Origin of the sequence: Citrobacter rodentium NBRC 105723 = DSM 16636 (assembly GCF_021278985.1) — a bacterium.
In the GTDB taxonomy this organism is placed as follows: domain Bacteria; phylum Pseudomonadota; class Gammaproteobacteria; order Enterobacterales; family Enterobacteriaceae; genus Citrobacter_A; species Citrobacter_A rodentium.
In genome coordinates this window covers 2,087,739-2,105,709 of the sequence record NZ_CP082833.1, presented here as the reverse complement: position 1 = coordinate 2,105,709, position 17,971 = coordinate 2,087,739, and the positions used below count along the sequence as shown (strand labels likewise).

The following is a 17,971-nucleotide window of genomic DNA, read 5'->3' as shown; positions in this document are numbered from 1 at the left end:
GTTGGGGCGGCGTGCATTTTAAATTCTATATGTAGTGATTTGCATCAAAAGTGTTTGAAGTTTTATTGATGTAGCGCAAAGTAAAAATCAGAGCGTACAGATGACGGGCACTGGCGGGATTGTAAATTCTTTCGGGAAAATTCTGATTAATTATTCAACAAAAACAGGTGGTTCAAGAGGTCAGAAGGATTCAGCCCGGCAATTAAACCTTCACCGGGCAAATAATGCGCGGCAGAATTACGTCCGCAGCCACCAGATCGCTTCAAACGGGCGCAGCGTCATCGCCGTCGGCTGCGGCGACGTCTCCTCGTAGTTATGCACTAACAGCCGCCACGCTCCCGGGCTTTGCTCTGGCTGCCAGCGCTGGCATTCACCGCTCAGGTTGGCTACTACCAGCAGCGTCTGCCCCTGCCATTGCCGACGATAGCACCACAGGTGCGGGCTGTCCGGCAGCAGATCCTGATAGTCGCCCCAGCTCAGCACCGGTTCTGCTTTGCGCAGCGCGATGAGCCGCTGGTAGGTGTAAAACACCGAGTCAGGATCTTCAAGCGCCGCCGCCACGTTGATGTCGGGGTAGTTATCGCACAGTTTTATCCACGGTTCGCCGGTGGTGAAACCGGCGTTTTCACTCTTGTCCCACTGCATCGGCGTGCGGCCGTTATCGCGCGATTTACTCGCCAGAATGGCGAGTAACGTATCCGCATCGCCTCCCTGCGCGCGCATTGCCGCGAACATATTGTGGCTCTCGACGTCACGGTAGTCGGTAATCTGCGAGAAATGCGGATTGGTCATACCGATCTCCTCGCCCTGGTAGATGTACGGCGTTCCCTGCATACCGTGCAGCGCCATCGCCAGCATTTTAGCGGCCGGAACCCGGTATTCGCCTTCGTCGCCAAAGCGCGAAACGATGCGCGGCTGGTCGTGGTTACACCAGAACAGCGCGTTCCACGCCACGTTATGCATCCCCTGCTGCCAGTGGCGAAACAACGCTTTCAGCGCTAAAAAGTCGGGCTTTGCCAGCGTCCACTTTTCGCCGCCGGGATAATCGACCTTCAGATGGTGAAAGTTAAAGGTCATCGACAGTTCGCTGCCGGTAAGCGACGCGTAGCGCTGACAGTGTTCCAGGGTGGTGGAAGACATCTCGCCGACGGTCATCAGGTTGCGCGGCGTAAAAACGTCGCGGTTCATCTCATGCAGAAACTCATGGGCGCGGGGGCCGTCGGTATAAAAACGGCGGCCATCGCCGTCGGGGTCGTCAGGAAAGCGCTGATCTTTGGCGATCAGGTTCACGACGTCCAGTCGCAGGCCGTCCACGCCGCGATCCGCCCAGAACTCGCACACTTTTTTCAGTTCGGCGCGCACCGCCGGGTTCTCCCAGTTCAGATCCGCCTGCTCCGGCGCGAAAAGGTGCAGATAATATTGCCCGCTCTGCGCGTGCCAGCGCCAGGCGCTGCCGCCAAATTTGGAGCACCAGTTGTTCGGCGGCTGGTCGGGTTCGCCGTCGCGCCAGATATAAAACGCGCGATAGGGACTGTTTCTCTCCTGCGCCGCGTGAAACCACGGGTGCTGGGTGGAGGTGTGGTTAAACACCATGTCGAGGATAATGCGGATGCCGCGCGCTTTGGCCTGGGCAACCAGCTCGTCGAAGTCGTCGAGCGTGCCGTAGGCCGGGTCGATAGCGGTATAACTGGCGACGTCGTAGCCGTTATCGACCTGCGGCGAGATATAGAACGGCGTCAGCCAGATGGCGTCCACGCCCAGCTTTTGCAGGTAGTTGAGACGCAGGGTCACGCCGCGCAGATCGCCGGTGCCGCTGCCGGTCGTATCCTGAAAACTCCTGGGATAGATCTGGTAGATAACGCCGTTTTGCCACCAGTGGGGAAGAGTGGTCATAGTAAATTCCTGGTTATGCGCGGGGCGCTGCTGCGCCCCGAAAAGAGTCAAACAATCTGTAAGGTGCCCTGACGGAATTTCCGCTGATAAACGAACGAGGTCAGGACGATCGGAATAACAATGGCGATGGCCATCGCGACGGCGTACACCTGCCAGAACGAGGGCTGTATCGAGAGAATGCCCGGCAGGCCGCCAACGCCAATCCCGTTGGCCATCACGCCGTTCAGGCCGCACAGCAGACCGGCAAGGCCGGAGCCGATCATCGCGCAGAGCATCGGGAAGCGATATTTCAGGTTGATGCCGTACATGGCCGGTTCCGTAACGCCCAGGTAGGCGGAAATGGCGGCGGGCACCGAGATTTCGCGTTCGTTATGTTTGCGGCTGGCGATAATTATGCCCACCACGGCGGAGGCCTGGGCGATATTAGACAGCGCAATCAGCGGCCAGACCGGCGTGCCGTTCATGCTCTGGATCATCTGCATATCGATGGCGAGCGTCGTCTGATGCACGCCGGTTATCACCAGCGGGGCGTAAAGGAAGCCGAACAGCGCGGCGCCCACCGGCGCGAAGCTGCCGGTCATCAGATGGCGTACCGCGAACGCCACGCCGTCGCCGATCATCCGGCCAAACGGGCCGATCAGCGCATGGGCCAGGAAGACCGCCAGAATTAACGAGCAGACCGGCACCACCACCAGATACAGATAGTCCGGCACGATGCGCTTCAGGCGCGTTTCAATAAAGCCGAGGGTCAGACCCGCCAGCAGCGCCGGGATCACCTGCGCCTGATAGCCGACTTTGGCGATGCTGAACAGGCCAAAGTCCCATGCTTCCGGCAACTGCTGACCGAGCAGATAAGCGTTCATCAGCTGTGGCGACACCAGCGTCACCCCCAGCACAATGCCGAGAATTGGCGTTCCGCCCATTTTCTTCACCGCGGACCAGCAGATCCCCACCGGCAGGTAGAAGAAGATGGCTTCGCCAATCAGCCACAGGAAGTCATACGCCGTTTTCAGTGCCGGGTACATCTGCGCCAGCGTCTGGCCGTTGCTCATCGGCACATCGCCGATCACGTTGCGAAAGCCGAGGATCAGGCCTCCGCTGATCAACGCCGGCAGCAGCGGGAAGAAGATCTCAGCGAAGTGGGAGATAAGCTGCTCATGCCACTTCATGTTCTGGCGCGCCGCTTTTTTCGCCTGCTCTTTGTCGGCGTGCGCCTGGCCGGTGGTCGCCAGCAGCGCCTTGTAGTAGTCGCCGACCTCGGTGCCAATCACCACCTGAAACTGACCGGCGTTGGTAAAGCAGCCTTTGACCATCGGCAGTTGTTCAATCTCTTTCGGCCTGGCGTTCGCAGGCTGATTGAGCACAAAACGCAGGCGCGTAATGCAGTGGCTTACCGTGGCGATGTTCTCCCGCCCGCCCACTAGCTCTATAAGCCGGTCGATATCCGTTTGTTTGATTTTGCTCATCATGAAGCCTCATGGCGATGACTGTGAAAATGTGTGTTGTTGAACTGGCGACAGCATATATCCGGGATGAATATTTAAAAATGGGAACGTTCCCGAAACGCAGCGAAGATCACAAATTACCGCTCACAAAGTGCTCGTTTGCGGTTCAGGAGAGAGTGGAAGGGATCACGATCTGGCGCAGATCGCAGCGATCGTTAATCTGCTCGATCAGCTGGCAAGCCGCCTGGCGACCGGCTTCGGCATAGCCTGGATCGACGGTGATGATTTCCGGGTGGAGGAACTTCATCAGCGGCGTGTTGCCTACGCTCGCCAGTTGCAGGGTGTCGATCCGCCGCTCCTGCAAATACTTGCTGGCGCCGAGCGCAAGGGTATCGGTGGCGCAGAGTAGCGCGCTGGTTTCGGGCGTCATCACGCTGGCGGCATAATCGTAGCCCTGCTTCATCGCCAGACCCGGCAGGGCGGCAACCGGATGCAGTTTGTGCTGCCTGCAAAACGCAAGGTAGGCTTCATGGCGGCGTTTACCGGTGGTGACGTCGCTGTGCGGCACGCCGAGGAAGCTGATATGGCGGTGTCCTCGTTCATACAGGCGCTGCATCAGCATGTTAATCGCCCCTTCATCGTCGTAGCAAACCGACGCGAAGCCTTTCGCATCGCGCGCCAGCAGCACCAGCGAGGATTGCCAGGGAGCCAGCATCGCGTCAGGAATACCGGTAAAGCCGAACAGCACCACGCCGTCAATATTGCGGCGTCGCAGCATGCCCAGATGCTCGTCGACTTTCTCCGCTGAAAATTGACTTTCCATCATGATGGGATCGTAGCCCTGCTCGTAAAACACCGGCAGCATTGTCTGAACGGCGAGATTTTCCGATAGCGAATCCAGACGAGTGACGATAATGGCGACCACTTTATCGCTCTGCCCGCGCATGGCGCGCGCGGAGCGGGAGGGGGAAAAACCGTGCTGATTCATCACCGCTTCCACGCGCTCGCGGGTACGTTCGCTCACGCCGCTTTCGTTGTTCAGCACGCGGGAAACCGTGGATTTTCCCACGCCGCTCAGGCGGGCGATGTCTTTGATTGTCAATCGATTTTGCATCCTGTGTTCCCGTGGTCTGCCGCAAGTGATGTAAAGAGGGTAACTGTACTCATCTGAAACACAATGGGCAAAGTCTGTTTACACACTTCATCCTTCAGGCTGCCGCCGTCAGGCGACGCGAATAATTTTATGTATACGTTTCGTTTAATCACAGGTAGTTATTATATCGCCAGAATCGCCGTAAATAGTATGATCTACGGCTTAAATCATTCACTTACCGGAGGATTTATGGATCCCGATCCCACCCCTCTCCCCCGATGGAGATACGTTTTTTTCCGGTAAGCCTGCCCTGCGCTGTCTTACCGGCTACGTAAGACAGCGACGCTAAAACGTCCCTGTTACGACTACTATGTTGCCTGTCAGGTAAGGCTTTGCCACGCCTGAAAATGATTTCTGCGCCGTTATGTCTGGCGCGGAGGGACTACCTATGTTTAAAAATATCACTCGTCAACTCTTTGCCCGGCTCAGCCGCCATTTACCCGATCGCCTGGTACACCGCGATCCGTTACCGAACGCCCGGACGTACGTCTGTACCTCGCCCTCTTCTTCACTTAGCGAACAGTGCCTGAAGGCGGCGATGATGGATGAGGCGACGCTGTGGAAAACCTTCAACGCCCATCCGGAAGGGCTGAATCACGCGGAAGTGGAAGCGGCGCGCGAAAAGCACGGCCCGAATCAACTGCCCACTCAGAAACCGTCGCCGTGGTGGGTGCATTTGTGGGACTGCTACCGCAACCCGTTTAATATCCTGCTGACCATTCTTGGGGCGATCTCCTATGCCACTGAAGATCTGTTCGCCGCGGGAGTGATCGGCCTGATGGTGGCGATCTCCACGCTGCTGAACTTTGTGCAGGAAGCCCGCTCCACCAAAGCGGCTGATGCGCTGAAGGCGATGGTCAGCAACACCGCGACGGTGCTGCGGGTGATTAACGAAAAAGGGGAAAGCGGCTGGCTTGAACTGCCGATCGATCAGCTGGTGCCCGGCGACGTCATTAAGCTGTCGGCTGGCGATATGATCCCCGCCGATCTGCGCGTGATACAGGCGCGCGATCTGTTTGTCGCCCAGGCGTCGTTAACCGGCGAATCGCTGCCGGTGGAGAAGTTCGCCGCCAGCCGTGAAGCCGCGCACAGCAACCCGCTCGAGTGCGACACCCTGTGCTTTATGGGCACCAACGTGGTAAGCGGCACCGCGCAGGCCATCGTGATCGCTACCGGCGGCAACACCTGGTTTGGTCAGCTGGCGGGGCGCGTCAGCGAACAGGAGACCGAGCAGAACGCCTTCCAGCAGGGGATCAGCCGCGTCAGCATGTTGTTGATTCGCTTTATGCTGGTCATGGCGCCGGTGGTGCTGGTGATTAACGGCTATACCAAAGGGGACTGGTGGGAAGCGGCGCTGTTTGCGCTCTCCGTCGCCGTCGGCCTGACGCCGGAAATGCTGCCAATGATTGTCACCTCGACGCTGGCGCGCGGGGCAGTGAAGCTGTCGAAGCAAAAAGTGATCGTGAAGCATCTTGACGCCATTCAGAACTTTGGCGCGATGGACATTCTCTGCACCGATAAAACCGGTACGCTGACCCAGGATAAAATCGTACTGGAAAATCATACCGATATCTCAGGTAAATCCTGCGAACACGTACTGCACTCGGCGTGGCTGAACAGCCACTACCAGACGGGGCTGAAAAACCTGCTCGATACCGCGGTGCTGGAAGGCGTGGATGAAGCCTCCGCGTGTGAACTGGCCGCCCGCTGGCAGAAAATCGATGAGATCCCGTTTGATTTCGAACGTCGCCGCATGTCGGTGGTGGTGGCCGAAGAGGCGGCGGTGCATCAGCTGGTGTGCAAAGGCGCATTGCAGGAGATCCTTAACGTCTGCAGCCGGGTACGTCATAACGGCGAAATTGTGCCGCTGGATGACAGTATGCTGCGCCGGGTTAAGCGCGTCACCGATTCGCTGAACCGTCAGGGGCTGCGCGTGGTGGCGGTGGCGACGAAATATCTGCCGGCGCGGGAAGGGGATTATCAGCGTATCGACGAGTCCGATCTGATCCTCGAAGGTTACATCGCCTTCCTCGATCCGCCGAAAGAGACCACCGCGCCTGCGCTGAAGGCGTTGAAGGCCAGCGGCATCACGGTGAAGATCCTCACCGGCGACAGCGAGCTGGTGGCGGCGAAGGTGTGTCATGAAGTGGGACTGGACGCAGGCGAAGTGGTTATCGGTAGCGATATCGAAGAGATCAGCGACGACGAGCTGGCGGCGCTGGCGCAGCGCACCACGCTGTTTGCCCGTCTGACGCCGATGCATAAAGAGCGCATTGTCACCCTGCTTAAGCGCGAAGGGCACGTGGTTGGCTTTATGGGCGACGGCATTAACGACGCCCCGGCGCTGCGCGCGGCGGATATCGGCATCTCGGTTGACGGCGCGGTGGATATCGCCCGTGAAGCGGCTGATATTATCCTGCTGGAAAAGAGCCTGATGGTGCTGGAAGAGGGGGTCATTGAAGGCCGTCGCACCTTCTCGAACATGCTGAAGTACATCAAAATGACCGCCAGTTCGAACTTCGGTAACGTCTTCAGCGTGCTGGTGGCGAGCGCCTTTTTACCGTTTCTGCCGATGCTGCCGCTGCATCTGCTGATTCAGAACCTGCTGTACGATGTATCCCAGGTGGCGATCCCGTTTGATAACGTGGACGACGAGCAGATCCAGCAGCCGCAGCGCTGGAACCCGGCCGATTTGGGGCGCTTTATGATCTTCTTTGGCCCAATCAGCTCCATTTTCGACATTCTCACCTTCTGCGTGATGTGGTGGGTTTTCCACGCGAACGTGCCGGAAGCGCAAACGCTGTTCCAGTCCGGCTGGTTTGTTGTGGGCCTGCTGTCGCAAACGCTGATTGTGCATATGATCCGTACCCGCCGCGTGCCGTTTATCCAGAGCCGGGCCGCGTGGCCGCTGCTGTTAATGACGATGGTGGTGATGGCGGTAGGGATTGCGCTGCCGTTCTCGCCGCTGGCGGGCTATCTGCAATTGCAGGCGCTGCCGCTGAGCTACTTCCCGTGGCTGGTGGCCATCCTGGCGGGGTATATGACGCTAACGCAGTTAGTGAAAGGTTTTTACAGCCGTCGCTACGGCTGGCAGTAACCAATAAATTAAGGCAGCCCAGGCTGCCTTAATTTTTGGGCGAAACGCTTAGCGACGCACGGCGATCGCTTCGATTTCAATTTTCACGTCTTTCGGCAGACGCGCGACTTCCACGCAGGAGCGTGCCGGGAAGGTGGCGTTGTGCTCGGCGAAAAACGCTTCGTAGGTGGCGTTGACGGTGGCGAAGTCGTTCAGATCTTTTACAAACACGGTGGTTTTCACGATGTCGCCCACCTGCAGACCAGCCGCTTCAACGATAGCTTTCACGTTTTCCAGCGACTGACGCGCCTGGGCGGATACCTCTTCCGGTACGCTGCCGGTTTTCGGATCAACCGGGATCTGGCCGGAGGTGATGATCATGCTGCCCAGATCCACGCCCTGAACATATGGACCGATAGCTGCGGGTGCATTTTCCGTCGCGATAGTTTTGCTCATGATTTCTCCTGAAGTACAGCGGTAAAAGAATTTTCTCAGGCCTTGCATTATAGGGAGCCGGGTATTTATAACCAATCCCAATTAGTTGGCCAGCACCACATAATGAGAAAACTCTTTTTCGCAGTATTTGCATTTGAGCGCGATGTCATCTGCGCGCTTTTTCACTGCAAAACTGGACGAAACCGGTTCAGCATGACTGATGCAGTTGCTGTTCGGGCACACCAGCACGCTTTCAATGCGATCCGGCAGGCTTGGGCGCGATTTTCCCACCACCTCGTAGTTGTCGATGCGGTTCACGGTGGCCTGCGGCGCGTACAGCGAAAGCTGGTTAACCTGCTCGGCGGTCAGGAAGGTGTTCTCAATTTTGATCAGGTCCTTGCGGCCCATTTCGCCGGAAGGAAGGTTCAGACCAATGGTGATGCGCTGGTCGGTTTCGGTCAGCTTAAACAGGGTCAGTAATTTGAAGCCAACCTGGGCGGGAATGTGATCGATTACGGTGCCGCATTTGATCGCTTCAACCTGTAGTTTATTGTCATGTGTCATCTTCTTCTCTCCCCTTACAGTGCCAGATCGCGATTCAGAACCAGCGCCAGTAACGCCTGGCGCGCAAAAATACCGTTACCCGCCTGCTGGAAATACCAGGCGTGCGGGGTTTTATCGACGTCGGTGGCGATTTCATCAATTCGCGGCAGCGGATGCAGCACCTTCATGTTTTCACGCGCGCCTGTCAGATCGCTGGCGCGCAGGACAAACTGCGCTTTAACGTTGGCATACTCCGACGGGTCGAGACGCTCTTTCTGTACGCGGGTCATATACAGAATATCCACTTCCGCCATCACCTCTTCGATGGATGCGTGCAGGCTCCAGACAATACCTTTTTCATCGAGCATATCGAGAATGTACTGCGGCATCGCCAGCGCGTCCGGCGCGATGAAATAGAAGCGGTTGCCGTCAAATTTCGCCAGCGCCTGGGTCAGCGAGTGGACGGTGCGGCCATATTTCAGGTCGCCGACCATCGCCACGTGCAGGTTATCCAGTCGCCCCTGGGTTTCCTGAATGGTAAACAGATCCAGCAGCGTCTGGGTCGGATGCTGGTTAGAACCGTCGCCGGCGTTAAGCACCGGCACCTGGCCGGAAAACTCGGTCGCCAGACGCGCCGCGCCTTCCTGCGGGTGGCGCATCACAATGGCGTCGACGTAGGTGCTGATCACCGAAATGGTGTCCGCCAGCGTTTCGCCTTTTTTACCCAGCGAGGTGTTGGCGCTGTCGGAAAAACCGACCACGCTGGCGCCCAGGCGGTGCATGGAGGTTTCAAAAGACAGACGGGTACGGGTGGAGGCTTCGAAGAAGCAGCTGGCGATCACTTTATGCTTCAGCAGCTCCGGCTGCGGGTTCGCTTTTAATTTCGCCGCTGTCGCCAGCACCAGATTGAGGTCGTCGCGACTAAGGTCGTTTATGGAAATGATGTGTTTTTGATATAGCGGATTAGCCATGTTTATCTCCTGACGCCAGGGCAAAAAAAAAGCCCCTCAACTGAGGGGCTGTGAATAGGGTAGCAACGGAAAGAAAAACGGCAGGCCAGCGTCTGCTTTCAGACGCGGTAAGACAGAATGTCGAACACACTGGACCATGCTTCCTCCCGGCAAATTGTCCGCGATTATACTCAGCTCCGTTTGCGGATCAAGCAAAATCATGCCCTTTTTATTCAACGCAAACGGTTTTAATGAATATTAATGCATTTTTAGCAAATAATTAATTTGCTTATGCACCAGCGCCGTGCGCTGTACAACCCGTGGTGCGACCCAGACGATATTGCTGCCGGCAATCACGCCGAGGATCTCTGGCAGGGCGTGATAATTAAGGATACTGGCAACGGCGCAGCCATATCCGGCAACGGTATGGATCAGGATAAATTCGCGATTGTGCTCGACGCTGACCACCATTTCTGCGACGGAACGGGCGGCGTCCGGTGCCGGACGCTGCTGTGGATTCACCGAATAAATTTTTTGGCCTTTTGTATTTCTGATTTTTATGACGCCAAGTATTCTCAGCAGCCGCGATACCGACGACTGACTGATGTTTTCAAAGCCGTGTCCTTGCAGGTCGCGACGAATTTCTTCCTGCGAAAGATACCTTTTTTCGCTAATCAGGCGCTGGCAGACCGCCAGCTGCTGCTGCTCTTTAGCGGGGAAATCATCGTAATCCATCATAATGCACCTTATCTTTATTATTCATATCAATGGACTGGCGCTCTTCTCGCCTTGTCTTATTGATAGCGGAGCAACGACCACCACAATGCCGCGCGCAATGCTGATAATCAACGCCACGCCAGGCAGAATGCGCTCGCCGTCGAGAAACATGCGCTGACGCAAAACTTCATCAGTCAGGGGTGGTGCTCCGACTAAAATTTTCGTATAACGTTTAAAAATGAAACAATGTTTTAAATGTGAGGTATGAGATGATCGTCGGCAATATTCACCATCTGCAATCCTGGCTTCCCGAGGAGCTGCGCGAAGCTATTGAGTACATTAAAGCCAATGTCACTGAGGCTACGGAAAAGGGCAAACATGATATCGACGGTAACAGACTGTTTTATCTGATTTCCGAAGATACGACCGAGCCGTTTGAGCAGCGCCGGGCGGAGTATCACGCGCGCTATCTGGATATCCAGATCGTACTTAAAGGGCAGGAAGGAATGACCTTCAGTACGCTACCTGCGGATACGCCGGACACCGACTGGCTGGCCGATAAAGACATCGCTTTCCTGGCGGCGGGCGAGCAGGAAAAAACGGTAATCCTCAGCGAAGGCGATTTTGTGGTCTTCTATCCGGGAGAAGTGCACAAACCGCTGTGCGCCGTCGGCGCGCCTGCGCAGGTGCGTAAAGCCGTGGTTAAACTGCTGGTGGCGTAATGAGTCCGTGCCGGGTGACGGCTGCGCCTTACCCGGCAACACAGCAACATCACTGCGACAATGTCGCCGCCATCACCGCTTTAATCGTGTGCATCCGGTTTTCAGCCTGGTCGAAGACAATGCTGGCGGGTGATTCAAACACCTCATCGGTCACTTCCATTCCGCCGTGCAGCCCGAACTCCGCCGCCATTTTCTTGCCCAGCGTGGTCTGGTCGTCATGAAACGCCGGCAGACAGTGCAGAAACTTCACCTGCGGATTACCGGAAAGCGCCATCATCTGGCTGTTAACCTGGTAGTCACGCAGCAGCGCGATACGCTCCGCCCATTTCTCTTTTGGTTCGCCCATCGACACCCAGACGTCGGTATAGATAAAGTCCGCGCCTTTTACGCCCGCAGCGATATCTTCCGTCAGCGTAATATTGCCGCCGTTTTTCTTCGCCATCGCCAGGCATTCGGCGACCAGCGCATCCTCCGGCCAGCAGGCCTGCGGCGCGACCAGACGCAGATCCAGCCCGGTTAAGGCGGCGGCTTCCAGCATGGAGTTGCCCATGTTGTTGCGCGCATCGCCCGCGTACACCAGCGTCATCTGGTTGTAGGCTTTCCCCGGCAGGTGCTCCTGCATGGTCAGCAGGTCTGCCAGTAGCTGGGTCGGATGAAACTCATCGGTTAAGCCGTTCCACACCGGGACTCCGGCATATTCCGCCAGCGTTTCGACCACCTCTTGTCCATAGCCGCGGTACTGAATGCCGTCATACATCCGTCCCAGCACGCGGGCGGTATCTTTAATCGACTCTTTATGCCCGATCTGGCTGCCGCTGGAGCCGAGATACGTCACGCGCGCGCCCTGGTCATATGCGGCAACTTCGAAAGAGCATCGTGTACGGGTCGAGTCTTTTTCGAAGATGAGCGCGATATTTTTGCCAGTCAGCTTTTGTTCTTCTTTACCGCTCTTTTTGTCGGCTTTCAGTTTAGCGGCGAGTTGCAGCAGCGCGGTGAGTTCGGCAGGGGTGAAATCGAGTAATTTTAAAAAATGCTTCTGATAAAAACCTGACATAGATCCCTCCAATGGCACAGGCCATTTATTGAATTAAAATTCAATTTATATGGGTGTTTATGCATTTGCAACCCCGTTTAACAAATCTTTTGCGGAAAGGTGGAGGCAATGACGGCGGTATGTGACAATAAGAGTATCGGCAGGACATTATGAGGAACGAGCTATGGCAAACCCGGAACTACTGGAAGAACAGCGTGAAGAGACGCGCCTGATTATTGAAGAATTACTCGAGGACGGCAGCGACCCGGACGCGCTGTATACCATTGAGCACCACCTTTCCGCTGACGACCTGGAAACGCTGGAAAAGGCAGCGGTAGAAGCGTTTAAACTCGGCTACGAAGTCACCGAGCCGGAAGAGCTGGAGGTGGAAGAGGGCGACACGGTGATCTGCTGCGATATCCTCAGCGAATGCGCGCTGAATGCCGAGCTGATCGACGCTCAGGTTGAGCAACTGATGACCCTGGCGGAGAAATATGACGTCGAGTACGACGGCTGGGGCACCTACTTTGAAGATCCGAACGGCGAAGAAGGTGAAGGCGACGACGAAGACTACGTCGATGAAGATGACGACGGCGTGCGCCATTAATCCCTGACGTTCTGAAGTGCGGCGGCGCCTGCCGCCGCACCGTTTACAGGGATTTGAGCATCCGTACTTCGCAGTCGACGTGTCCGGTGCAGCCAAGCGGCTCGCTGATATGCTCAAAGCCTAAATGTTCGTACAGGCCAATCGCTTCGCGCAGGAAGGCGGTGGTTTCCAGATAGCAGCGTTTAAATCCCAGTTCACGGGCGTGATCCAGCGCCATCAGCGCCAGTTTTTTCGCCAGCCCTTTTCCCCGAATGTCCGGTAAAAAATACATTTTTTGCAGTTCGCAAATGTCCGGTTCGCTACAGGACAATGGCGCAATGCCGCCGCCGCCCACGACTTCGCCGTTGTGCTCCACCACCCAGTAGGCATGACCCGGCTGACAGTAAAGCTGATACAGTTCGTCCAGATTCGGATCGGCGACGGTATAGCCTTTGTCGGCGGTAAGACCATATTCGGCGGAAACCTGACGGATAATCGCAGCGATAGCCTGGTTATCGTTAGCCGTCAGGCGGCGTAGAGTAAGGGATTGTGCAGCATTCATTTTACTACCCGGTTAACCAATGCAAATAAACGGCACTAATAGCACCCTCTGTCAGGCGATGCAAGTCTCCTGGAAGGCACAGGTTTTATATTATTTAAACAGATAATAAGATACTATGAATTTAGCAGGTAAATTCTATTGCCTGCTAATAATTCGATTATTTAAGGATAAATAACTTCAGGGATTTTATATGCAGGAAAATCTTATAAAAAATGAAACGGCGTCGCACGCTTTTAAGTTTAATGGCGATGGCGGCAATTACTTTCTCATTTGCCTGGTTAATACCTTACTTTCCATCGTCACGCTTGGGCTTTACCTGCCGTGGGCGCTGATGAAATGCCGCCGCTATATATATTCGCAATTAACTTTAAACGGCCAGGCTTTTAGCTGGAAGGCAACGGGTGGAGATATATTCTTAAGCTGGCTGATGCTGTTAGTGATATATATTGTAAGTTTTATATTGTTCAGCATGGAATATTTTGCCGCGAGCGCGACGATTCTGGCATTATTGTTATTGTCGATTCCCATTCTGGTAATGAAGAATCTGCAATTCCAGGCGGTGATGACCTCCATTAACGGCGTCCGTTTCGGCTTTCGTTTTTCTTCGCTCCAGGCGATGTGGAATCTGTTGGGCCTGCCGGTGCTGATGCTGGTGGGGCTGTTCGTGGTGATCTATTGCCTGTTTCAGCTACTCCCGCAGGAAAGCATAGGCGAAATTATTTTCATGGCAAGCGTCATTGGACTGGTGACGCTGGCGGGAATGGGAATAACCAGCGGCGTGGCTTACGGCCGTCTGATGACGATGGTCGGCGAGGGAGGGCGCTTTGGCGTCCACCGTTTTTCGGTGCAGGTGAACCTTCGCCACTGCATTAAATTCGCGATACTTTCGATGGCGACGCTCATTCCGTTTCTGGTGGTAATAGGCGTTATCACGATCGGGCTCATCAGTTCAGCGGCTGAGCTTGACGTGACGGGAATGACGGAGGCGGAGATTGAGGCGCTGATTGCCAGCGAATTCGATCGGCAAATCATACTTATGCAGATTATTTACTATCTGGGTATTGCTGTTGTAACCAGCTATCTCATTGTCGCGTTCCGTAACCACTTCCTGAATAACCTGACGTTAGCCGACGGTGAAATACGCTTTCGCTCCACGCTGACTTGCCACGGGATGGTCTACCGTCTGTGCGGTCTGTATGTGCTTTCGGCGATCACCTGCGGGCTGGCCTATCCACTGCTGCGCATGTGGCTGATTCGCTGGCTGGCGGAGAATACGTTTGTGGTAGGCGATCTGGATGCGCTGGCGCTGACCGACAGTGACGATCGGGTGGACAACGGACTGGTGGCGCGATTGTCTCGCGGCATGATGCCAAAACTCTATTTCATCTAAAAAACAAAAAGGCCAGAGCTTACTCTGGCCTTTTTTATTGCCGTTCAGCCTGCTTACAGCGCGCTGATTACTGCCTGCTGTTCAATCAGCTTCGCTTTCGCTTCCGCGTAACCTTCCAGCTTCTCACGCTCTTTGGCGATCACCGCTTCCGGCGCGCGCGCCACAAAGCCTTCGTTCGCCAGCTTGCCTTCAATACGGCCAATTTCCGCTTCGACCTTCGCCACTTCTTTCGCCAGACGCGCCAGCTCGGCTTCTTTGTCGATCAGGCCCGCCATTGGGATCAGCAGTTCAGCGCCGTCGATAATTTTGGTCACGGATACCGGACCTTTGTCATCGGCAGGCAGCACGGTGATGCTCTCCAGGCGCGCCAGCGTTTGCAGGAAGCTGCGGTTGTCGTTGACCCGGCGAACCGCGTCGGAGCTCGCTCCACGCAGCAGCAGCGCCAGCGGTTTGCCCGGGGCGATGTTCATTTCCGCGCGGATATTACGCACGGCTACGATCGCCTGTTTCAGCCACTCGGTATCGGCCAGCGCCGCTTCGTCAACCAGGGCGGCGTCGTAAGCCGGGAACGGCTGCAGCATAATGGTGTCCGCGCTGATGCCGCAAATCACCTTCACGCGCTGCCAGATGGTTTCCGTAATGAACGGAATGATCGGATGCGCCAGGCGCAGCAGGCCTTCCAGTACGGTCACCAGCGTATGGCGGGTGCCGCGCAGTTCCGCGTCCGTTCCACCGTTCATTACCGGCTTGGTCAGCTCCAGATACCAGTCGCAGAACTGGTTCCAGGTGAATTCGTACAGGATGCCCGCGGCGATATCAAAGCGGAAGCTGTCCAGCGCTTCACGGTAGGCCTTGATGGTCTGGTTGAACTCCGCGAGGATCCAACGATCCGCCAGCGACAGCGTCATTTCGCCGCCGTTGAAGCCGCAATCCTGATCTTCGGTGTTCATCAGCACGAAACGGCTGGCGTTCCACAGCTTGTTGCAGAAGTTACGGTAACCTTCCAGACGCTTCATATCCCAGTTGATATCGCGACCGGTCGAGGCCAGCGCCGCCAGGGTGAAGCGCAGAGCGTCGGTGCCGTGCGGCTCAATGCCGTCCGGGAACTGTTTCTCGGTACGTTTGGCAATCTTCTCTGCCAGCTGCGGCTGCATCATGTTGCCGGTACGTTTCTCCAGCAGTTCCGGCAGGGTGATGCCGTCTACCATATCCAGCGGGTCAATCACGTTACCCTTGGATTTGGACATCTTCTGGCCTTCGTCGTCGCGAATCAGGCCGGTCATATAGACCGTTTTGAACGGCACCTGCGGCTTGCCGTTTTCATCTTTGATGAAGTGCATGGTCATCATGATCATGCGGGCAATCCAGAAGAAGATAATGTCGAAGCCGGAAACCATAACGCTGGTCGGGTGGAACTGACGCAGGGCGTCGGTGTTTTCCGGCCAGCCGAGGGTCGAGAAGGTCCACAGCGCGGAGGAAAACCAGGTATCCAGCACGTCGTCGTCCTGACGCAGCGCAACCTCAGCGCCGAGATTGTTTTCCTGACGCACTTCCTCTTCACTGCGGCCAACGTAGACGTTGCCCTGCTCGTCGTACCATGCCGGGATGCGGTGCCCCCACCACAGCTGGCGGGAGATACACCAGTCCTGAATGTCGCGCATCCATGAGAAGTACATGTTTTCGTACTGCTTCGGCACGAACTGGATATCGCCGTTTTCCACTGCTTCTACTGCTGGTTTCGCCAGCACGTCGGCACGCACATACCACTGGTCGGTCAGCATTGGTTCGATCACCACGCCGCCGCGGTCGCCGTAGGGTACGGTCAGGTCGTGCGGTTTGATTTCTTCCAGCAGGCCCAGCGCGTCAATCGCCGCGACGACGGCTTTACGCGCGGCAAAACGCTCCAGCTTGCGGAACTCGGCCGGGATTTCGTTTGAGTAAACGTCGGACTCGTTGCCTTTGGTGTCGTAGACTTCCGCGCTTTCGCGGATATCGCCATCAAAGGTCAGGATGTTGATCATCGGCAACTGGTGACGACGACCGACTCCGTAGTCGTTAAAGTCGTGCGCCGGCGTGATCTTCACGCAGCCGGTGCCTTTTTCCATATCGGCGTGTTCGTCGCCGACAATCGGAATGCGGCGGTTAACCAGCGGCAGCACCACGAACTTGCCAATCAGATCCTTATAACGCGGATCTTCCGGATTCACGGCCACGCCGGTGTCGCCCAGCAGGGTTTCCGGACGGGTGGTGGCAACGACCAGATAATCTTTACCGTCGGCGGTTTTCGCGCCGTCGGCCAGCGGATAGCGGATATGCCACATGGAGCCTTTTGACTCGCGGTTTTCCACTTCAAGATCGGAGATCGCGGTGCGCAGTTTCGGGTCCCAGTTGACCAGGCGCTTGCCGCGGTAAATCAGGTCTTCTTTATACAGGCGAACAAAGACTTCTTTCACGGCATTGGAAAGACCTTCGTCCATCGTGAAGCGCTCGCGCTCCCAGTCAACGGAGTTGCCGAGACGGCGCATCTGGCGGGTAATGGTGCCGCCGGATTCCGCTTTCCACTGCCAGATTTTGTCGATAAAGGCATCGCGACCATAGTCGTGACGGGTTTTACCTTCTTCAGCGGCAATTTTACGCTCAACCACCATCTGGGTCGCGATACCGGCGTGGTCGGTGCCGACCTGCCACAGGGTATTTTTGCCCTGCATACGCTGATAGCGGATCATGGTGTCCATGATGGTTTGCTGGAAAGCATGACCCATATGCAAACTGCCGGTGACGTTCGGCGGCGGGATCATGATGCAGAAACTCTCCAGGCTTTCATCGCCATTGGGTTTGAAATAGCCCTGCTTTTCCCAGTGCTCGTAAAGCGGCTGTTCGATATCTTGCGGGTTATATGTCTTTTCCATTATTTCCAGGTTGCCGTATTCAGGTTAAAACCAGCCACGCGGTAGGCTTTATAGCGTTCGCGCGCCGATTGTTTCAGAGAATCTTCGTAAGGAACGAAGTCTATCACTTCTGTGAAAGCGGTGGCAAAATCTGCAAAGCCGACGCGCAGGCTAATCAGCAAATCGCGCGGGCTGCTGTTGCGTTTTTCCGGCCAGGCGATTTCGACCGGCGCGCCGCCGCGCGGGCCTTCCCCGGCCAGATTGTGCGGCACGAAGCTTTCCGCAGGCCTGGCCCACAGCGCTTCGTCAAGGCGCAGCGCCTGCTGTTCATTTTCGCAGGCGATCAGTACGCGCTTGCCGCTGCGCCAACGTTCTGCGGCAATTTCACACACCAGTTGCTCGACGGCGCTCAGGCCATCTGCGGTGTTGTCATTGTCCAGAAGGTAGAACGTTGCGTTTCTCATGATATGGGGCTTCTTGTGGTGGATTTAAATGCGAAGCCGGATGGCGCTACGCTTATCCGGCCTGGGGTTAAATGCCATTTACAGGCCGGGTAAGGCGAAGCCGCCGCCCGGCAT

17 protein-coding genes and 1 pseudogene are annotated in these 17,971 nt (G+C 56.2%); 5 read left to right on the top strand and 13 right to left on the bottom strand.

Going from position 1 to position 17,971, the window contains the following annotated elements; genetic code table 11:
* Positions 1 to 237 precede the first annotated feature (237 nt).
* The 3 genes from treC to treR form a co-directional block, all read right to left on the bottom strand.
* Positions 238 to 1,893 carry an alpha,alpha-phosphotrehalase gene (gene treC / locus K7R23_RS09950; protein WP_012907394.1) on the bottom strand — a complete coding sequence of 552 codons (1,656 nt, stop codon included), beginning with the start codon at positions 1,891 to 1,893 and terminating at the stop codon, positions 238 to 240.
* Between the two features lie 47 nt (positions 1,894 to 1,940).
* On the bottom strand, positions 1,941 to 3,359 hold the full coding sequence (treB, locus tag K7R23_RS09945) for a PTS trehalose transporter subunit IIBC (RefSeq protein ID WP_024132890.1): 1,419 nt from the start codon (positions 3,357 to 3,359) through the stop codon (positions 1,941 to 1,943).
* A gap of 145 nt (positions 3,360 to 3,504) precedes the next feature.
* On the bottom strand, positions 3,505 to 4,452 hold the full coding sequence (gene treR / locus K7R23_RS09940; protein ID WP_012907396.1) for a trehalose operon repressor TreR: 948 nt from the start codon (positions 4,450 to 4,452) through the stop codon (positions 3,505 to 3,507).
* Between the two features lie 63 nt (positions 4,453 to 4,515).
* On the opposite strand from treR, the gene mgtL reads away from it, so the two are divergent.
* Complete coding sequence (gene mgtL / locus K7R23_RS25945; protein ID WP_148222100.1) at positions 4,516 to 4,734, top strand: mgtA regulatory leader peptide MgtL; 219 nt, start codon at positions 4,516 to 4,518, stop codon at positions 4,732 to 4,734.
* Between the two features lie 145 nt (positions 4,735 to 4,879).
* Positions 4,880 to 7,588, top strand: a complete 2,709-nt coding sequence (mgtA, locus tag K7R23_RS09935) for a magnesium-translocating P-type ATPase (RefSeq protein WP_024132891.1) — start codon at positions 4,880 to 4,882, stop codon at positions 7,586 to 7,588.
* Between the two features lie 48 nt (positions 7,589 to 7,636).
* Here mgtA and ridA read toward each other — a convergent pair whose 3' ends face one another.
* The 6 genes and pseudogenes from ridA to K7R23_RS09905 all read right to left on the bottom strand — a co-directional run bounded on the left by ridA (position 7,637) and on the right by K7R23_RS09905 (position 10,395).
* Positions 7,637 to 8,023: a 2-iminobutanoate/2-iminopropanoate deaminase gene (gene ridA, locus K7R23_RS09930; protein WP_012907398.1), complete on the bottom strand. Its 387-nt coding sequence runs from the start codon at positions 8,021 to 8,023 to the stop codon at positions 7,637 to 7,639.
* A gap of 81 nt (positions 8,024 to 8,104) precedes the next feature.
* A complete protein-coding gene (pyrI, locus tag K7R23_RS09925) occupies positions 8,105 to 8,566 on the bottom strand; it encodes an aspartate carbamoyltransferase regulatory subunit (protein ID WP_012907399.1) in 462 nt (153 codons plus the stop codon).
* A 14-nt stretch (positions 8,567 to 8,580) separates the two neighbouring features.
* The gene (gene pyrB, locus K7R23_RS09920) at positions 8,581 to 9,516 is read right to left on the bottom strand and encodes an aspartate carbamoyltransferase (protein ID WP_012907400.1); all 936 of its coding nucleotides are present in this window, start codon (positions 9,514 to 9,516) and stop codon (positions 8,581 to 8,583) included.
* A 2-nt stretch (positions 9,517 to 9,518) separates the two neighbouring features.
* Positions 9,519 to 9,654 (bottom strand): annotated as a pseudogene (pyrL, locus tag K7R23_RS09915) (pyr operon leader peptide).
* 99 nt (positions 9,655 to 9,753) lie between these two features.
* Positions 9,754 to 10,233: an arginine repressor gene (locus K7R23_RS09910; RefSeq protein WP_012907402.1), complete on the bottom strand. Its 480-nt coding sequence runs from the start codon at positions 10,231 to 10,233 to the stop codon at positions 9,754 to 9,756.
* A gap of 21 nt (positions 10,234 to 10,254) precedes the next feature.
* Positions 10,255 to 10,395, bottom strand: a complete 141-nt coding sequence (locus K7R23_RS09905) for a hypothetical protein (RefSeq protein ID WP_156110309.1) — start codon at positions 10,393 to 10,395, stop codon at positions 10,255 to 10,257.
* Between the two features lie 86 nt (positions 10,396 to 10,481).
* Between K7R23_RS09905 and K7R23_RS09900 the strand changes: the two genes are divergently transcribed.
* The gene (locus tag K7R23_RS09900) at positions 10,482 to 10,934 is read left to right on the top strand and encodes a YhcH/YjgK/YiaL family protein (RefSeq protein WP_012907403.1); all 453 of its coding nucleotides are present in this window, start codon (positions 10,482 to 10,484) and stop codon (positions 10,932 to 10,934) included.
* 49 nt (positions 10,935 to 10,983) lie between these two features.
* On the opposite strand, the gene argF is transcribed toward K7R23_RS09900, so the two are convergent.
* Complete coding sequence (gene argF, locus K7R23_RS09895; protein WP_012907404.1) at positions 10,984 to 11,988, bottom strand: ornithine carbamoyltransferase; 1,005 nt, start codon at positions 11,986 to 11,988, stop codon at positions 10,984 to 10,986.
* 163 nt (positions 11,989 to 12,151) lie between these two features.
* Here argF and rraB point away from each other — a divergent pair, with 163 nt between their 5' ends.
* Complete coding sequence (gene rraB / locus K7R23_RS09890; protein ID WP_012907405.1) at positions 12,152 to 12,574, top strand: ribonuclease E inhibitor RraB; 423 nt, start codon at positions 12,152 to 12,154, stop codon at positions 12,572 to 12,574.
* 43 nt (positions 12,575 to 12,617) lie between these two features.
* On the opposite strand, the gene K7R23_RS09885 is transcribed toward rraB, so the two are convergent.
* Complete coding sequence (locus K7R23_RS09885; RefSeq protein WP_012907406.1) at positions 12,618 to 13,115, bottom strand: GNAT family N-acetyltransferase; 498 nt, start codon at positions 13,113 to 13,115, stop codon at positions 12,618 to 12,620.
* A 190-nt stretch (positions 13,116 to 13,305) separates the two neighbouring features.
* Between K7R23_RS09885 and K7R23_RS09880 the strand changes: the two genes are divergently transcribed.
* On the top strand, positions 13,306 to 14,505 hold the full coding sequence (locus K7R23_RS09880) for a YjgN family protein (RefSeq protein WP_012907407.1): 1,200 nt from the start codon (positions 13,306 to 13,308) through the stop codon (positions 14,503 to 14,505).
* 53 nt (positions 14,506 to 14,558) lie between these two features.
* On the opposite strand, the gene K7R23_RS09875 is transcribed toward K7R23_RS09880, so the two are convergent.
* Both K7R23_RS09875 and holC read right to left on the bottom strand, forming a co-directional pair.
* On the bottom strand, positions 14,559 to 17,414 hold the full coding sequence (locus K7R23_RS09875) for a valine--tRNA ligase (RefSeq protein ID WP_012907408.1): 2,856 nt from the start codon (positions 17,412 to 17,414) through the stop codon (positions 14,559 to 14,561).
* The gene (gene holC, locus K7R23_RS09870; protein ID WP_012907409.1) at positions 17,414 to 17,857 is read right to left on the bottom strand and encodes a DNA polymerase III subunit chi; all 444 of its coding nucleotides are present in this window, start codon (positions 17,855 to 17,857) and stop codon (positions 17,414 to 17,416) included. The genes K7R23_RS09875 and holC overlap by 1 nt, the downstream gene beginning before the upstream one ends.
* Positions 17,858 to 17,971 lie beyond the last annotated feature (114 nt).

Coding starts and splice junctions, on each gene's coding strand:
- K7R23_RS09875 (WP_012907408.1), bottom strand. CDS start 17,414: ATGGAAAAGACATATAACCCGCAAGATATCGAACAGCCGCTTTACGAG.
- mgtA (WP_024132891.1), top strand. CDS start 4,880: ATGTTTAAAAATATCACTCGTCAACTCTTTGCCCGGCTCAGCCGCCAT.
- treC (WP_012907394.1), bottom strand. CDS start 1,893: ATGACCACTCTTCCCCACTGGTGGCAAAACGGCGTTATCTACCAGATC.
- K7R23_RS09885 (WP_012907406.1), bottom strand. CDS start 13,115: ATGAATGCTGCACAATCCCTTACTCTACGCCGCCTGACGGCTAACGAT.
- treR (WP_012907396.1), bottom strand. CDS start 4,452: ATGCAAAATCGATTGACAATCAAAGACATCGCCCGCCTGAGCGGCGTG.
- argF (WP_012907404.1), bottom strand. CDS start 11,988: ATGTCAGGTTTTTATCAGAAGCATTTTTTAAAATTACTCGATTTCACC.
- pyrI (WP_012907399.1), bottom strand. CDS start 8,566: ATGACACATGACAATAAACTACAGGTTGAAGCGATCAAATGCGGCACC.
- pyrB (WP_012907400.1), bottom strand. CDS start 9,516: ATGGCTAATCCGCTATATCAAAAACACATCATTTCCATAAACGACCTT.
- K7R23_RS09900 (WP_012907403.1), top strand. CDS start 10,482: ATGATCGTCGGCAATATTCACCATCTGCAATCCTGGCTTCCCGAGGAG.
- treB (WP_024132890.1), bottom strand. CDS start 3,359: ATGAGCAAAATCAAACAAACGGATATCGACCGGCTTATAGAGCTAGTG.
- holC (WP_012907409.1), bottom strand. CDS start 17,857: ATGAGAAACGCAACGTTCTACCTTCTGGACAATGACAACACCGCAGAT.
- ridA (WP_012907398.1), bottom strand. CDS start 8,023: ATGAGCAAAACTATCGCGACGGAAAATGCACCCGCAGCTATCGGTCCA.
- K7R23_RS09910 (WP_012907402.1), bottom strand. CDS start 10,233: ATGATGGATTACGATGATTTCCCCGCTAAAGAGCAGCAGCAGCTGGCG.
- K7R23_RS09880 (WP_012907407.1), top strand. CDS start 13,306: ATGCAGGAAAATCTTATAAAAAATGAAACGGCGTCGCACGCTTTTAAG.
- rraB (WP_012907405.1), top strand. CDS start 12,152: ATGGCAAACCCGGAACTACTGGAAGAACAGCGTGAAGAGACGCGCCTG.
- mgtL (WP_148222100.1), top strand. CDS start 4,516: ATGGGCAAAGTCTGTTTACACACTTCATCCTTCAGGCTGCCGCCGTCA.